A 16,302-nucleotide genomic window follows, 5' to 3' on the forward strand; every position below is an offset into this window, starting at 1 on the left:
GTCCGACGGACCGTCCCGGCAGGCCGCCTCCGCGCGGGCCGATTTTTTCGCCCCCGCCGCCCCTACCCGTCCCATCCCGTTCCTGGGGGCTGTGCCCCCAGGCCCCCCTACGGCCCTGAACGGGCCTTGTCCTCAAACGCCGGACGGGCTGGAAATGCGGGCCGGTGCTGAAAGGTACGGGCCGGCGGCGAAGGGGCGCAGGGGTGCGGGCCCGCTCGTCTTGCCTTGTCCTCAAACGCCGGACGGGCTGGGATGGTGCAGCCAGCGTTGGAGGGTCTTGTTCACCTCTGGGGGTAGGGCGCTCAGGCTGTCGATTACCGCTCTGTCCTCCGGCATCGGGGGGATGCCGGCGACCGTCAGTGCCGCGTGGAGGGCCAGGCGTTGTTCGTCGCGGGGGGTGAGGGCGTAGGACAGGCGGTGGGCCGGGTTGGGGGGCGGCAGGAAGTAGTCGACGTCGTCGGGGTGTGCTGCGTAGGGGTCGACGACTGCGCACGTGGTGAGGTTCTCGTGGCTCCAGGGGGTCATCTTCTCTGTCTCCTCGTCGGCGAATCGTTCGCTGATCACGGGTTCAGAGAGGTTCGTGGGGGTGTCTTCGGTTGCGGAGGCGGGCGTACGTCACGCCTATGGCTCCATCGGCTGCTGATCACCTGGTGTGACCAGTCGTGGGCGGGCAGTCGTGGGGGAGTTGTGCTTGAGAGGTAAAGTATTTTGGTCTTCGTTGCCTACTGGGCAGTCATGTTCTAGGCATGGGGATCATGACTCCCCCCACCAAGATTCTCGCCGCCCTCGGTGTCGCCGCCGGACTCGTTCTCGGGTTTGCCGGTAGTGCCGGGGCCGCCACGCCCGGGGTTCCGGGTGTCCCTTCCGTCGGGTTCGCTCAGCGGGCCGTTGTCGGGGCCGACGGGCAGGTTTATCGGCTCAGGCTCGCCGCCACTCCCACAACCCTTCCTGCCGCCGGTGGCACCGTGAACGTCGCCGGGACCGGGTACAACCGGGGGCAGGGGATCTTCCTTGCCTTCTGTGTCGTCCCGGACGGGGTTGTCGTCGGGGATCCCTCGACCTACACCTCGCTGCCCACGCCCTGTCTGCCGGGGCGGGACAGCAAGGACGGCTCCTCGCGGAGGATCACCGACAGTGACACCGGGACCCCGGGCATCACGTTGCCGTACCGGGAAGGGGGGTCCTTCCTCACCACCCTCAACCTTCGGCCTGAGATCGCGGACGGGGTCGTGTGTGACGTCGACGTCAAGTGCGCCATCGTGACGCGCGCCGACTTCACCGCCACCGCCGACCGGTCCTACGACCAGTACATCCCCGTCAGCTTCGGGAAGTAGGGCCCGCCCGCCATGGGGCCCAGTGTCGCGGAGGCGCGCTGAAAAGCCGTTTTCGTGGTTCTGGGCCCACCTGGGAGAATGGGGAGGTCAGCCGTCCGACCGTGGCGGCGGCCTTCAGGAACTCTCAGAAAAAGAGGACGTGCCGATCGTGGCTCAGAGCACCGAGACCACCGACTGGGTCTCCCGTTTCGCGGATGAGGTCATCGAGGAGTCGGAGCGCCGAGCCCCCGGGAAACCCGTCGTCGTCGCGTCCGGGCTGTCGCCCTCCGGGCCCATCCACCTGGGCAACCTGCGCGAGGTCATGACCCCGCATCTCGTCGCCGACGAGATCCGGCGGCGCGGGTACGAGGTCCGGCACCTCATCTCCTGGGACGACTACGACCGTTATCGCAAGGTGCCCAATGGCGTTGAAGGGGTCGACGAGTCCTGGGCCGAGCACATCGGGCGGCCCCTGACCGCCGTACCCGCGCCCAAGGGGTCCGCGTACCCCTCCTGGGCCGAGCACTTCAAGGCCGCGATGGTCGACGCGCTCGCCGAGCTCGGTGTCGAGTTCGACGGGATCAGCCAGACCGCCCAGTACACCTCCGGCGCCTACCGCGAGCAGATCCTGCACGCCATGAAGCACCGGGCCGACATCGACGCCATCCTCGATCAGTACCGGACCAAGAAGGTCCCCGGTAATCCCGGTAAGAAGCCTCAGCAGTCGCAGAAGCCCGTCGACGACGCCGAGCTCGAGGCCGCCGAGGGGTCCGGGGCCGCCGGTGAGGACGACGGCAGCTCCGGGTCCGCCGGGTATTTCCCGTACAAGCCCTTCTGCGGGGGGTGCGGGAAGGACCTCACCACCGTCACCGCCTACGACGACGACACCACCGAGCTGACCTACACCTGCACCGTCTGCGGGTTCTCCGAGACCGTCCTGCTGAGCGAGTTCAACCGCGGCAAGCTGGTCTGGAAGGTCGACTGGCCGATGCGCTGGGCGTACGAAGGGGTCGTGTTCGAGCCGAGCGGTGTCGACCACTCGTCCCCGGGGTCCAGCTTCCAGGTCGGCGGGCAGATCGTGGGCAGTGTCTTCGGCGGCAAGCAGCCCATCGGGCCCATGTACGCCTTCGTCGGCATCAGCGGCATGGCCAAGATGTCCAGCAGCAAGGGGGGCGTGCCCACGCCCGGCGACGCGCTGAAGATCATGGAGCCGCAGATTCTGCGCTGGCTGTACGCCCGCCGGCGGCCCAACCAGTCCTTCAAGATCGCCTTCGACCAGGAGATCCAGCGCCTCTACGACGAGTGGGACAAGCTCGACGCCAAGGTGGCGGACGGGTCGGCGCTTCCCGCCGACGTCGCCGCCCACTCGCGTGCGGTGCGTACCGCCGCGGGTGAACTGCCGCGTACGGCCCGGCCGTTGCCGTACCGGACGCTGGCCTCCGTCGCCGACATCACCGCCGGTGCCGAGGACCAGACGCTGCGGATCCTGGGCGAGCTCGACCCGGCCGATCCGCTGGTCTCCCTCGACGAGGTGCGGCCCCGGCTCGACAAGGCCGAGGCCTGGATCAACACCCAGGTGCCCGCCGATCAGCGGACCATCGTGCGGGACGAGCCCGACAGCGAGCTGATCAAGTCCCTCGACGAGCAGGGGCGGCAGTCGCTGCGGCTGTTGGTGGACGGACTTGCCGACAACTGGTCTCTGGACGGGCTCAGCCATCTTGTCTACGGCGTGCCCAAGGTCCAGGCCGGGTTCTCCGCCGACGCCACGGCCAAGGAACTCCCGGCCGAGATCAAGGTCGCCCAGCGGACGTTCTTCGCCCTCCTCTACCACCTGCTCGTCGGGCGGGACACCGGTCCCCGCCTGCCCACACTGCTGCTCGCGGTGGGGCAGGAGCGGGTCCGGCTTCTCCTGGGGGAGTAGAGCGACGTATGGGGGAGTAGAGCGACGTATGGGGGAGTAATGGGGGAGTAGGGGTTCGTACGCGTTCTGAGGAGGGGCGCTCGGCTTGTGCCGGGCGCCCCTCCTTCCTTGCCTTGCGTACCGCCGGTGGCCGTCCCCTCAGACCGTCACCGCTATGGCCAGCATGATCGCCATCAGAGTCACCACGAAGATCGTGATCTGGCCCGGTGTCGGTATCTCCACCTGCTCTCCGGCGCGTGCCCGGCCGATCTGGCGGCCGATGTAGCGGGCGAAGACCACCCGCGTCAGGGCCAGGCCGAGCATGCCCAGGGTGTAGAGCATCAGAGGGGTGTTTCCCTCGTACTGCCGTGCCGCCGAGTCGAGGCCGATGGCGAGGGCGGCGCCCAGGGGGAGCACGACCACCTTCCACTTGTTCTTTCGCTCGAGGATCAGGGACTGGAACGCCACCGCCGCCGCGGTGCCCGCCACGACGGCGGCGATCCACCAGTCGGCGCGGGAGAAGTGGGAGGTCAGCACAGGGTTCCTTACGGCTACCAGGTGAGGAGGCCGGTCACGAAGGTCACCCCGTCGCTGACGCCGTTCGAGATCGTCGTCCCGACGTTCTTCGCCAGGGTCTCTCCACCCACCTTGAAGTTGCGGAGCAGCGCGCTCTTGCCCTGGAAGATACCGCCCATCACGAAGATGCCCAGCGCCTGCTGGAACTGGGGGGACTTCCAGCCGCCGTCGTAGCTCAGGGACAGCAGGGCGCTCACTCCCTGCATGCCCCAGGAGGCGAGGCCGACTCCGAGGGCGACGGCTCCGACGGCGCCCGCGAAGGGGCCGGTGAACGGGGCGACGAGGGCGAGGCCGAGGGAGATTCCGCCCAGCACCGTGCTCCAGTGACCGGTGGCCGACGCCCAGTCCTTCATGTCGCCCATGTCCTCGGGCCACATGCCCCAGTACTTGGTGTCGCCGGTGTTGTCGTCGTCGTACTTGGGGTCGTCGGACGGGTTGGTGCCGTCCTGTGCGGCCTTCCTGGCCGCCTCGGCGGCCTTGCGGGCGGCCTCGACCGCCTCGGCGCGGCGTTTCGTGGCCTCGATGGCGCGGGCCTCGCTGGCGGCGGCGGAGGCGGCCTTCGCGTCCTTGCCGGCCTGGATGGCGGAGGCGCGGGCCGCGGTGGCGGAACTCTGGGCCGAGGCGGCGGAGTTCACGGCCTGCCTGGCGGAGGCCACCGCCTGGCTCATCGAGTAGTTCGCGGAGCGCGCGGCACCGCGTGCGGTGGACGCCGCCGACCGCGCGGACCTGGCGGACTCGGCTGCGGCGGCCGCCGAGCGGTCGGCGGCGTCCGCGTTGGCCTTCGCCTCCGCCGCGGAGTTGTTGGCGTCGGCGGCGTAGCCCTTCGCCTTGTTCTCCCACTCGATCGCCTCGGCGGCGGCCTGGCGGGCCTCGGCGGCGGCCTTGGACGCGCGCGCCGCGTCCTCGAGGGCCTTCGCGGCGATCCGCGCGGCGTGCGCGATGGCGGCGCGGACCGCGGCGACATGGGTGGCGTGGTCCTCGTCGAGCTGGGCGACGCCGAACTTGTCCTTGACGACGAAGGCGCGCCGCATGCGGGCCGGGCCCTCGAGGACGATCTGCGCAGCCGACTTCATGTACGGGCCGCCGGTGTCGAGCAGGCGGACGATCTCTACGTTGTCGTCCTCCTTGGTGGCGGCCGGCAGTTCCACGGTGAGGAAGCGGTGCAGGGCGCGGGCACCGCCGTCGTTCAGCGCGGCCTGGGCGCCCGCCTTGACGGCGGCACCGGGGTTCGCGTTCAGGAGGGCCGCGACCGCGACGCGGTTGTCCGTGGCCGCCGCCTCGACCGCGCCGTTGGTGAGGAACTCGCCGACCGCGTTCGTCGCGGTGCCGGCCAGCGCCTGGAAGGCGGCCTCGGCGATGGCGGGCGTGCCGAGCTGGGCGAGGGTGAGGACACCCTCCCGGTCGTCCTGGCCCTGGGCGAGGAGCCGGTCCGTGCTGATCCAGTTGACGATGTCGTCGTCGGCGCCGGCGAGGGCGTACTCGGCGGCCTCCCTGGTCCAGCCGCCGGTCGAGTCGAGCAGCCTGACGGCGGCCTTGCGGCCGTTGGTGACGGCGGTGGCGGTGTCCCCGGTGCGCAGCGCGGCCTCGGCGGCGGCGAGGAGATCCTTGATCTCCGTGCTGGTGGCGTCCGCGCGGGTGCGCTGCTCGTCGGCCCGTCGGGTGTCGGCGGCCTCGGTCTGGGCCTGCTGGCGTGCCACGGCGACGCCCATCTCGGTGTCCTCGGCGATCCGCGCGGTCTCGGCCTCGCGGGCTGCCTTCTCCACCTCCTGGGCCTCCTTGACGGAGGCGGCGGCGGTGTTGGCCGCGGTGACCGCCGCGGCGGCGTACGCGGTGGAGCGCTTGGCGTACTCGATCGCCTTGCCCGCGTTGTCCGCCGCGTCGTCGGCCGCGTCGGCGGCCTTCAGGGCGTGCTCGGCGGCGCTGTTCGCGGCGTCGCGGGCCGCAGCGGCGGCCGCCGCGGCCCTGCCCGCGAGCGTCGTGGCGATGCCCGCGGCCCGGGTGGCGCGCGCGGCGGCCGCGTCGCCCTGCGCGGCGGCGGCCCTGGCCCTGGCGGCCTGGGACTGGGCGACTCCGGAGCTGGCGGCGGCCTGCGCGGCCGCGTTGGCGGCGGCAGCGGCGTTGGTGGCGGCGCTCGCGGCGGCGTTGCCCGCGTCCTTGGCGCCCGCGGAGGCGATCCGGGCCTGGTCGGCGGCGGCCGCCGCGGTCTTCGCGCGTGCGGCGGCGTCCCGGGCGCCCTGGGCGGCCGACCGGGCGGCCGACGCCTTGGACGCGTCCTTGGAGGCCGCGATGGCCGCGTTGTACGCCCGTGAGGCGGCGCCACCCGCCGCGGCGGCGGCGGCAGCGGCGCCCTGCGCGGCCTGCGCGGCGCGGCTGGAGGCGGCCTGGGCGGCACGGGACGCGGCGATGGCCGTACCGGCCGCGTCGGCGGCGCCCTGCGCGGCACTGGCCGCCTTGTTGGCGGCGGCGGCCGACTTGCGTACGTCGTTCTGCGCGGCCTGCGCCTCCTCGGCGGCCCGGAGCGCCGCCTCCTTGGCCTTCGCGGCGGCCTCCTTCGCCTGGTCGGAGGCGGTGACCGCCTGGTCCGTCCGCAGCTTGGCGCGCTTGCCCTCGCGTTCCACGATCCTGACCAGCTGGTCGATCGTGGCGGTCTCCTCGTCGCGGGCGCGGGCGATGTACTGCCCGGAGGCGAGGAAGTTGCTGATCGCGGCCGGCGTGCCGTCGGACAGCGCGCGCTCCGCGTACACCTTCACCTGCGGGGAGGCGGTGGAGACGATGGTGAGGACCTCGAAGCGGTCGTCCTCGGCGCGTGCCGTGTACTGGGTGGTCTCCAGGAAGGTCCGCAGCGCCGCCGACGTGCCCGCGTTCAGTGCCTTGTTGGCCTCGCGCTTCACGGCGGTGCCGCCGTTGTTGAGGACGGTGGTGACGGCCACCCGCAGGTCCGTCTGCAGGGGCTGGACGTAGCCGGTCTCGAGGAAGGCCGCGATCGCGGTGTCCCCCGAGGACAGCGCGGTCTCGGCCGAGGTACGGGTGGACGTACCGGCGTAGGACAGCGACGAGAGAACGGTGAAACGGTTGTCCTCGGCATTCACCGCGGGCAGTTCACCGGTGAGAAAAGCCGACACGGCCGCCGATGATCCGGTAAGGGCGACGGCGGCGGCCTCGCGGGCCGCGCGGCCGCCCGTCTTGTACGCCCATACGGCCTTGCCGCGGTCGGTGTCCGGCAGGCCGGTGTCGACCGGATCGGCGGCGTGGGCGGGGGTGGCGGTAAGGGTCAGGATCGAGGGCAGGGCGGGAACGGCCGCCGCTCCGGCGACGCCCATGAGTATCCGCCGCCGGCTCCACAATGACGCTTGCAAAGTTCGCATCCTCCCGTTGAGCCGTACGTAATACGGCTGCGAAAACATGACATGGCTCCCCAATTCACGTCATACGAAGGGGAGTTGGCGAGCCTGCCGATTCGACGGTACGGACGACTCTTTGCCGGGTCAATGCCGGGAAGCAATCGCTTTCCAGGGTGTCGGTGAGCCTTTGGAAAACGGAATGTTATCCGCCGGAAATCTTTCCTTTTCGGAATCTCCACCGAATCCTGTACAACCCTCCCCCGAAGTGACGCAGGTCACTGGGCACCTTTCGGATCTGTGCGATTTGCGTTGGTCTTTCCGGTGGACAAAGATTGAGTAAACGGCTTTGTATGCAGGGAGCTGCGGATATGAGCGGGGGGTGAATCCGTCGGCATGCACTTTTGTTGTCGTGCTAAAAATTTCGAAGAAATTGCGGACCTTGACACGCCGCAGCTTTCACGCCCGTTCTCTCTTTCGTTAGGACTGCGATGAAGGCATTCAGTACCACCGCGTCGAAAACCAGACGCCTCGTCACCCGCACCCTGGCCGCCTCCGTGGCCGCCGGTGCCCTCGCCTGGCTCGCGATCGCCGGCAGCCAGACGGGAACGCCCGCCGGCGGAAACGGGAACGCGACCGCCGCCGAGGCCGTCGCCGACGAGGCTCCCGGGTACGCGGTCGAGACGTTCGACTACCCGAACGCGGACAAGATCCTCGCCGAGCAGAACATCGTCCTCAAGCGCGGGGACGGCCACATCACGCTTGTCGACTGTGCGAGCGGTACGGGCCTGTTGGAGGTCTGGGCGCGCGAGAAGGCCGACCGGATCTGCTTCAAGGTCGTGGGCAGCTCCGGCTGGCTGACGATGGAGATCCCGTCCGTCTACGCCGTCAAGGGCAACGACTACGCGACCGAGGTCGACATGACGGTCGGTACGGAGGAGAAGTCCTTCGACGTGGAGAAGAACACCTGGACCGCGGTCGGTGAGAGCGCCGACGAGCAGGGCCGCGAGCACATGCTCGTGGAGATCCGCTCGGCCAAGTAGGCCCCGTACGCCCCACCGTCTCCGTCTGCTTTTCCGGCTCCTTAAGGACTCACCACATGCGTCACGCCAGACCCGTGCGCCTCACCGCACTGGCCGCCACCCTGACACTGGGCTCCGCCACGCTCGCCGCCGGTTCGGCCGCCGCCGTCACCGGCCCCGCCGTCCCCGCCGCCACGACCACCTACGCCTACACCGCGCAGGTGATCGTCGGGAACAACGACCGAGGCTGCTCCGGCGTCCTCGTCGACCGGGAGTGGCTGCTCACCGCCGCCAGCTGCTTCGTCGCCAACCCGGCCGCCGGCCTCACCGTGCCCGCCGGCAAGCCCGCCCTCAAGACCACCGCGACCATCGGCCGCTCCGACCTCTCCGGCACCGGCGGTGCCGTGCGCGAGATCGTCGAGCTGGTCCCGCGTACCGACCGCGACGCGGTGCTGGCCCGGCTGAGCCGCCCGGTCACCAACGTCACCCCGCTCGCCCTGGCCACCACCGCGCCCGTCGCCGGTGAGGAGCTGACCCTGGCCGGGTTCGGGCGTACGACGACCGAGTGGGCGCCCTTCAACCTGCACACCGGCGCCTTCAACGTGGACGCGGCCACCGCCACCAGCGCCACGGTCACCGGCAAGAACGCTGCCGCCGCCTGCCAGGGCGACGCCGGCGGTCCCCTTGTGCGGACCGTCAACGGCACCGCCCAGCTGGCCGCCCTGAGCAGCCAGTCCTACCAGGGCGGCTGCCTCGGTATCGCCACCACCGAGACCCGCACCGGCGGCATCGCCACCCGCGTCGACGACCTCGCCTCCTGGGTGAACTCCAAGACCGGCGCGGTCCGCATCACCGACTTCAACTGCGACGCGGTCGAGGACATCGCGATCTCCGACCCGCGCGCCACCGTCGCCGGAGTCACCGCCGCGGGCGTCGTCCGCATCGTGTACGGCGGCGGCAAGGGCACCGCCGAGATCCACCAGAACCTCGACTGGGTCCCCGGCGGCGTCGAGACCAACGACTGGTTCGGCGAGTCCATCGCCACCGTCGACTACGACGAGGACGGCTGCACCGACCTCGTCGTGGGCACGCCCAGCGAGGACGTCGGCACCCCCATCGACGGCGGCTTCGTCGACATCCTGCACGGCGCCCCCGGCGGCCTCGGCACCGGCGTCAAGAAGAACACCCACTTCGAGGAGGGCCAGGGCGCCGGCTCCCTCAAGGCCGCCGCCCCCCAGGCCGGCGACCGCTTCGGCGACTCCGTCGCCGCCGGGGTCACCGCGGCCGGCGAACCCTTCATCGTGGCCGGCGCGCCCGGCGAGGCCGTCAGCGGCGCCGCCAAGGCCGGCGCGGCCTTCTACATCCACGGCGACACCAACATCATCGTCACCCAGGACAGCACCGACGTTCCCGGTGCGGCCGAGGCCAACGACGGCTTCGGCGGCTCGGTCGCGGCCGACACCAACTTCTTCGCCGTCGGCGCGCCCGGCGAGGCCATCGGCGAGGACGCGGGCGCGGGCAACCTGGCCGTCTTCTCCCACACCCTGACCTCGGCGGGCCTGCCCACCCCGAGGTTCGGCCTCGACCAGGACCTCGACACCGTCTCCGGCGGCGCCGAGGCCGGCGACCAGTTCGGCTTCTCCCTGGCCCTGGCCCCGTACCGGCCCTCCGGCGCGGCCAGTGCCACCGAGTCGATCCTCGCGGTCGGCTCCCCCGGCGAGGACCTCGACATCGACGGCGTCGCCAAGGCCGACACCGGCACCGTCCTGACCTTCCGTATCGCCGCCGCCGGCACCTACACCCAGCTCCAGGGCATCAACCAGGGCACCGGCGAGGACGACGTCAGCGGCACCTCCGAGGCCGGCGACCGCGTGGGCGTCACCCTGTCCGCCGTCAACACCGCCCCGCGTGCCGTCAGCACCACGGCCACGATGAAGCTGGCCGTCGGAGCCCCCAACGAGGCGGTCGGTACGGCGGCCAACGCCGGCGCCGTCCACACGTTCTCGCTCCTGGGCGCCCCCGGCGCCAACGACCGCTGGCTCGAGGTCGGTGACGGTGACGGCATCCCCGGCACCCCCGGCGCGAACCAGCAGCTCGGCAGCAGCATCCACTACACCGGCACCAAGCTGTACGTGGGCATGCCCCTCGGCCCGAACACGTACGGCACCCTGTACGCCCTGCCCCACTCCAACGTGACCGCCGGTGGCGCCGTCGCCGCCGTCACCACCTACCAGCCCGGCACGGGCGGCCTCCCGGCCGCCGGCGACCGCTTCGGCTACGCGGCCCGCTAGAAACGGTAAACGGTTGTACGAAGACGGGGCGCCCGGTGGATACCGGGCGCCCCGTCCGTCGTACAGACAAGAAAGTCAGGCGATGTGGTCGTCCTGGAGTTCCGCCGTGTGGCGGTTGGTGAAGCGGTTCACCATCCGGTCGGCCTCGCGCTGCGGGAGCTTGGTGCCGTACGTCGCCTCCACGTCGCCCCGGAACTGGCCCGAGGTCGGGTAGCTGCCGTCTATCGACTTCTTGAAGACCATGTAGTAGTCCTCCTCCGTCGGTGTCGGCTCCGGGGTGCCGCCGCCCGCACCCATCTCACGGGTACGGCCCGGACCCGCCGGGATCGGGAAGGTACCGGTGTCCTCCGGGGACGGCTCCGGGTCGGGCGCGGCGGGCTCGTCGTACTCCTGCTGCGGGAACACCCGCTGCTCGAACCGCTGCTGCTCGAACCGCCGCCGGTCGGCGAAACGTTGCTGCTCCTCGAACTGCCGCTGCTCTTCGAACTGCCGCTGTTCCTCGAACTGCTGCCGGGCCGCGTACTGCTGCTGTGCCTCGTACTGCTGTGCCTCGTACTGCTCGGCCTGCTGCTGCTCGTCGGCCCACTGGGCGTACGCGGCCTCGGGGTCGTACGTCGGGTCGTAGCCGCCCTGGTACGCGATGGTCCGGGGGTCGCGCGCCTGGAGCCACGGGTTCTGCGGCTCGGCGTCCTCCGGCTGCCCGGGGGCCCTGCCGCCCTCGGCGGCGGGACGCTGCTCCTGGGCCTGGGCCTGGGCGGGTGCCGGGTCTGGGTTGTTCTGTACGGGGGTCGCCGCCTCCGCGGTACGACCGCTCGCGCTCGCGTCGGCCGCCTCCAGGGCGGGCTGGGGCGCCGCCGTCGAGGCGGAGACCGCGGCCGGTGTCGGTGCCGGGGCCGGAGGCAGCAGCGCCGGTTCGATGCCCGCCGCCGCCAGGCCCGAGGGGGCCGTCTCCGCGAGGGGGACGCCGTAGCGCGCCAGGCGCAGCGGCATCAGGGACTCCACCGGGGCCTTGCGCCGCCAGGCGCGGCCGAAGCGCGCGTGCAGCCGGGCCTGGTAGACGAGACGTTCCTGCTCGAGCTTGATGACCTGGTCGTAGGAGCGCAGCTCCCACAGCTTCATCCGGCGCCAGAGAAGGAACGTCGGCAGGGGGGACAGCAGCCAGCGGGTCAGGCGGACACCCTCCATGTGCTTGTCCGCCGTGATGTCCGCCATCCGCCCGATGGCGTGCCGGGCCGCCTCCACCGCGACCACGAACAGCACCGGGATGACGGCGTGCATACCCACGCCCAGCGGGTCCGGCCAGGCCGCCGCACCGTTGAACGCGATCGTCGCCATCGTCAGCAGCCACGCCGTCTGGCGCAGCAGCGGGAACGGGATCCTGATCCAGGTGAGGAGGAGGTCGAGGGCGAGCAGGACACAGATACCCGCGTCGATGCCGATCGGGAAGACGTAGCTGAAGTTCCCGAAGCCCTTTTTGATCGCCAGCTCACGGACGGCGGCGTACGATCCCGCGAAGCCGATTCCGGCGATCACGACTGCACCGGCGACGACCACGCCGATGAGCACCCGGTGCATTCGTGTCAGCTGCAGTGGCGCGGCCACCCGTACTCCCCTCCCTGTGCGTGTTGTTGCGCGCAACAGGGTGGCACATGTGTGCGGCGTACGTGTTGCCGAGACAAGGTCAGTTCTTCTTCGACGCGGAGGGTGACGCCGACGAGGAAGGCGCCTTGGCCTCCGACTTCGTCGCCGACTCGGACGGGGAAGCGCTCGGCTTCGCCGACGAACTGGCGGACGAGGTAGGGGAGTTGGTGGGAGCGGAACCGGCCCCGCCACCCGCGCCGCCCGCGCCGTTCGCCGCGGAAACCTTCGCGACGGCCTCCTTGGCCGCCTTCTCCGCGGACTTCGCCAGACCGTCCGCGCTCGGCGTCTTCTCGCCCGCGAGCCCGGCACCGTTGTAGTCCAGCGTCACGACCACGTTCTCGACCCGGACGACGACCGTCTGCTGCCGGAACGACCCTTCCTTCTTCTTCAGGTCGTAGCGCACCGATGTCGCGTCGTCGCCCGCACCGGCCACCGGCGTCGAACGGGTGTTCTTCGCGCCCTCCGCCGACTGCGCGTCCTGCACCTGGCTCTCGTAGTACGCCGACGCCAGCTCCTCGGCGGAGCCACGCGTCGCGGTCGACTCGAAGCGCAGCAGCGACACGTTCAGCCAGCGGAACTGGGAGCCCTTCACACCGTTGTTGACCAGGCTCGTCCAGGAGCAACTGCCGCGCGTCGACGTGTCGTTGGACGACCCCTCCTTGCCCGACTTCACGCCCTTCGGGACAAGCTCCTTCAACGTCTTCTCCGACAGCACCGCACACGGCTCGGGCAGCTTCCCGTACGCCGCCGCCTGCACGGTCGGCGACGCGCTCACGGTCTCGCCCGCGCCGGCCTCCGCCGACTTCGCCGCGCCGTCGGGGGACTGCGACCCCGACCCCGATCCGGAGTCGGAGCCCGAGTCCGAGGAGCAGCCGACGGCCGCCAGGAGAAGAACGGGGACGGCGGCGAGGGCGGCGAGGGCGTGCTGCCGTCGCTTCGTCGTCACTACGGCGGTCCGGCTGCGCTGGTCTCGCTGTGCGGGTCGGTGCATGGTTCCTTCACTCATCGCGCTGTGGTTCCTGCGGCTCTCGGTTCCTGCGGTCGGATCGGGTCCGAGGGGCCACGGTACGCGGTGAGGGGGGCGCGCGGCCTTGCTTCACGCCCAATGCAGACAGCGCGTACCGCGCGAAACGGGCGCTCCCTCAGTCGAACGCGCCGGCCAACTGCGAGGCCAGTTTCCGCGCCCTGTCCTGCATTTCCTTGCTGTCCGGGGTGGTGCCGAGCGGCGCCGGCTGCTCGACGTACTCGATCGTCACGATGACGTTGGACGTGCGGAACGCCACAGTTACCGTGCGCTGCTGGGCCGTTGAACCGGCGCCGCTCAGCTCGTCGTCGAGGTACGCCTCGTCGCCGAGGCCGTCGAGGAGACGGGGCTGGATAGCGGCGGCGGAGGCGGTGTCCCCGTCGGTTCCCGTGCTGGTTCCCGTGCCCGTGTCCAGGGAGGCGGAGGCCGCGTCGGTGGGCGTGGTGCTGGTGGAGGAGGAAGGGGAGGCGGATCCGGTGGGGGTGGGGGTAGGGGTGGGCGTGGGGGTCGGGGTGGTGGAGGCGGCGGGCGCGGGAAGGTGCGCGGCGACCACCTTGCCGGCGAAGACATCCGTCGCCTGGCTGTCGTCGCTCACGGAGTTGTCGTACGACACGACCCGTTCGAAGTCGACGAGGAGATGGTCGGTGGCGTCCGTCGACTCCACCTTCCAACGGCAGCCGACCTTGCGGTCCGTGTTGTACGTGAGCGTCGGCTCGCCCTCGTACGCCTGCTCGCGCTGGTCCTCGTCCGCGATCTGCCTGATGCCGGGCAGCAGCGAGTCGAGGGTGTCGTTGCTGACCACGGTGCAGGGCTCGGGGAGTGTGCGGTAACGGCCGGGCTGGGCAGCGGCGGTGGTGGTGGAGCTGTCGCCGGGCTTGGCGTCCTCGGCGGTGTCACCACCGCCCGAGCCGCCGGTGCAGCCGGCCAGCAGCGCCGCGAGGAGGGCGGCGACGCCGGGTACGTAGGCCTTCCGCTGCACGGGCAGGTCCTCTCGACGATCTCAGGCGGTCTTTGGCTTGTCGATCATTGTGGGGCGGTACGCGCTCCAGTGTCCCCGCTGGTTATTCGCTTGCCGCGCAAGGGAGTCACCGGCAGACAATGTCTATCGCACGCACCACCGTGTACGCCGGTCCGGCATCCCTTTCGTTGACCTTGGCGCCGGTTTTGCGTTTCAGGACTTCTGTTGGTTTTTCGGGGGAATGAGGACGATATGTCGTACGTGGAAGTGCCCGGCGCGAAGGTTCCCATCCGTATGTGGGCCGACCCGGCGTCGGTCGAGGACGGCGCGATGCAGCAGCTGCGCAACGTCTCGACGCTGCCGTGGATCAAGGGGCTCGCCGTCATGCCTGACGTGCACTACGGCAAGGGTGCGACGGTCGGTTCCGTCATCGCGATGCACGGTGCGGTGTGCCCGGCGGCGGTCGGGGTCGACATCGGCTGCGGAATGTCGGCGGTGAAGACCTCCCTGACGGCGAACGACCTGCCGGGCGACCTGTCCCGGCTGCGCTCGAAGGTCGAGGAGGCGATTCCGGTGGGACGGGGCATGCACGACAGCCCTGTTGACCCGGGTCGGCTGCACGGGTTCGCGGTCGGGGGGTGGGACGACTTCTGGGGGCGGTTCGAGGGGGTTGCGGATGCGGTGAAGTTCCGAGAGGAGCGCGCGAACAAGCAAATGGGAACGCTTGGATCGGGTAATCATATGATCGAGCTCTGTTTTGATCAGTCCGATTCGGTCTGGCTCATGCTCCACTCCGGTTCCCGGAACATCGGCAAGGAACTTGCCGAGTACCACATTGGTGTAGCGCAGAAGCTTGCGCACAACCAGGGCCTGGTCGACCGTGACCTCGCGGTGTTCGTCTCGGACACTCCGCAGATGGCGGCATACAGGAACGATCTCTACTGGGCGCAGGAGTACGCCAAGTACAACCGCTCGATCATGATGGCGCTTCTGAAGGACGTCGTCCGTCGGGAGTTCAAGAAGGCGAAGCCCACCTTCGAGCCAGAGGTGTCCTGCCACCACAATTATGTTTCGGAGGAGCAGTACGAAGGGATGGACCTCCTCGTCACGCGCAAGGGGGCCATCAGCGCAAGGGCGGGGGAGTTCGGCATCATCCCCGGCTCGATGGGGACCAGCTCGTACATCGTGAAGGGGCTCGGGAACGAGAAGGCGTTCAACTCGGCCTCCCACGGGGCTGGTCGACGTATGAGCCGTAATGCCGCGAAGAAGCACTTCACTGTACGGGATCTGGAGGAGCAGACGCGGGGAGTGGAGTGCCGCAAGGACTCCGGTGTGCTCGATGAGATTCCGGCTGCTTACAAGAACATCGACCAGGTGATGTCGCAGCAGCGCGATCTTGTCGAGGTCGTGGCGAAGCTGAAGCAGTTCATCTGTGTGAAGGGCTGACGGGCGAGGTCCCCGGCGGGTGGCCGGGGGCCTCGCGCAGCTTGTCAATAATCGGTCGGCATGGGGACCTTCCCGGTTCGCAGACGCCAGAGGCGGATGTAGCAGCTCTTCTCGGTTCGACCGAGTTCTTTGGCTGACGCCGTGACATCGTTCAGTCGCAGCAGCGCACGGTCTTCCCAGCCGCTCCAGCGGCGGCGGTCGGGAGCGATCCTCATGCCTGCCGGGCGGATCCAAGTGGTCAGGGAGTCGGCCGCCACCTGCTTACGCCCCAGAGACAGGCAGTCCTTGTAGTAGAGGTGGGCTGCCAATTCCTGGGCGTTCTCCTTCGTGTAAAGGATGTTGTAGATGCCGTCGCGCGCGTTGCGCTTCAGAGTGCGCTCGGCTCCTGTGATCTTCCCGGAGTAGAAGCACATGTAGGCGCCGATGGCCGTGCTCTGCGTGGTCAGAGAAACGAACGGGTACCCCTGGCCCGTGTAGCCCACCGAGCCGTCCGCGTCGATGACTCCGCGGAGGTAGTCGCGCTGCGCGAACTGCCCGCGTGGCGGGGCAATCTCCTTGGACTTGCGACCGTAGGGCAAGCCGAGGTTGTTGATGAGGGTTCTGGCTTCGAGGGAACACAGCGTCCAGGTGGCCGAGTGATGGGTCTCGGCGAAATTCGTGGACCGTGTGCGTTCCGTGATGCTGCTGTTGTAGGCGTCAGCCTCTGGAACTCGCGCAGGATGGCGATGTCCCGCACGTTGATCTCGGCTGTCAGGCGGCCCTTCTGCCCCGTTCCCTTCTCCAGATGCCCGTC

12 protein-coding genes are annotated in these 16,302 nt (G+C 70.0%); 5 read left to right on the forward strand and 7 right to left on the reverse strand.

Annotation, left to right across the window (positions count from 1 at the left end; all coding sequences use genetic code 11):
* Positions 1 to 231: 231 nt before the first annotated feature.
* Complete coding sequence (locus ABZ855_RS01810) at positions 232 to 564, reverse strand: hypothetical protein (RefSeq protein WP_360799304.1); 333 nt, start codon at positions 562 to 564, stop codon at positions 232 to 234.
* Positions 565 to 755: 191 nt separating this feature from the next.
* On the opposite strand from ABZ855_RS01810, the gene ABZ855_RS01815 reads away from it, so the two are divergent.
* Positions 756 to 1,334, forward strand: coding sequence for a hypothetical protein (locus ABZ855_RS01815; RefSeq protein ID WP_360799307.1), 579 nt, complete (start codon positions 756 to 758; stop codon positions 1,332 to 1,334).
* A 139-nt stretch (positions 1,335 to 1,473) separates the two neighbouring features.
* Positions 1,474 to 3,234 carry a lysine--tRNA ligase gene (lysS, locus tag ABZ855_RS01820; protein ID WP_360799310.1) on the forward strand — a complete coding sequence of 587 codons (1,761 nt, stop codon included), beginning with the start codon at positions 1,474 to 1,476 and terminating at the stop codon, positions 3,232 to 3,234.
* 138 nt (positions 3,235 to 3,372) lie between these two features.
* Here lysS and ABZ855_RS01825 read toward each other — a convergent pair whose 3' ends face one another.
* A complete protein-coding gene (locus ABZ855_RS01825; protein ID WP_360799313.1) occupies positions 3,373 to 3,750 on the reverse strand; it encodes a hypothetical protein in 378 nt (125 codons plus the stop codon).
* A gap of 14 nt (positions 3,751 to 3,764) precedes the next feature.
* Positions 3,765 to 7,109 carry an ALF repeat-containing protein gene (locus ABZ855_RS01830; protein ID WP_360799316.1) on the reverse strand — a complete coding sequence of 1,115 codons (3,345 nt, stop codon included), beginning with the start codon at positions 7,107 to 7,109 and terminating at the stop codon, positions 3,765 to 3,767.
* 509 nt (positions 7,110 to 7,618) lie between these two features.
* Here ABZ855_RS01830 and ABZ855_RS01835 point away from each other — a divergent pair.
* Positions 7,619 to 8,170: a hypothetical protein gene (locus tag ABZ855_RS01835; RefSeq protein WP_360799319.1), complete on the forward strand. Its 552-nt coding sequence runs from the start codon at positions 7,619 to 7,621 to the stop codon at positions 8,168 to 8,170.
* A 56-nt stretch (positions 8,171 to 8,226) separates the two neighbouring features.
* Complete coding sequence (locus ABZ855_RS01840) at positions 8,227 to 10,440, forward strand: trypsin-like serine protease (RefSeq protein ID WP_360799322.1); 2,214 nt, start codon at positions 8,227 to 8,229, stop codon at positions 10,438 to 10,440.
* 75 nt (positions 10,441 to 10,515) lie between these two features.
* On the opposite strand, the gene ABZ855_RS01845 is transcribed toward ABZ855_RS01840, so the two are convergent.
* The 3 genes from ABZ855_RS01845 to ABZ855_RS01855 form a co-directional block, all read right to left on the reverse strand.
* The gene (locus tag ABZ855_RS01845; RefSeq protein ID WP_360800238.1) at positions 10,516 to 12,015 is read right to left on the reverse strand and encodes a DUF2637 domain-containing protein; all 1,500 of its coding nucleotides are present in this window, start codon (positions 12,013 to 12,015) and stop codon (positions 10,516 to 10,518) included.
* A gap of 106 nt (positions 12,016 to 12,121) precedes the next feature.
* Complete coding sequence (locus ABZ855_RS01850; RefSeq protein ID WP_360799325.1) at positions 12,122 to 13,087, reverse strand: DUF3558 domain-containing protein; 966 nt, start codon at positions 13,085 to 13,087, stop codon at positions 12,122 to 12,124.
* A gap of 136 nt (positions 13,088 to 13,223) precedes the next feature.
* Positions 13,224 to 14,084, reverse strand: coding sequence for a DUF3558 domain-containing protein (locus ABZ855_RS01855; RefSeq protein ID WP_360799328.1), 861 nt, complete (start codon positions 14,082 to 14,084; stop codon positions 13,224 to 13,226).
* A 231-nt stretch (positions 14,085 to 14,315) separates the two neighbouring features.
* Here ABZ855_RS01855 and ABZ855_RS01860 point away from each other — a divergent pair, with 231 nt between their 5' ends.
* Entirely contained in the window at positions 14,316 to 15,509 is a 1,194-nt protein-coding gene (locus ABZ855_RS01860; RefSeq protein ID WP_360799331.1) for an RtcB family protein, read from the forward strand.
* 44 nt (positions 15,510 to 15,553) lie between these two features.
* Here ABZ855_RS01860 and ABZ855_RS01865 read toward each other — a convergent pair whose 3' ends face one another.
* On the reverse strand, positions 15,554 to 16,087 hold the full coding sequence (locus tag ABZ855_RS01865; RefSeq protein WP_360799334.1) for a hypothetical protein: 534 nt from the start codon (positions 16,085 to 16,087) through the stop codon (positions 15,554 to 15,556).
* Between the last annotated feature and the right edge of the window lie 215 nt (positions 16,088 to 16,302).

It is taken from the genome of Streptomyces sp. NPDC047042, from assembly GCF_040644035.1.
Taxonomy (GTDB): Bacteria; Actinomycetota; Actinomycetes; order Streptomycetales; family Streptomycetaceae; genus Streptomyces.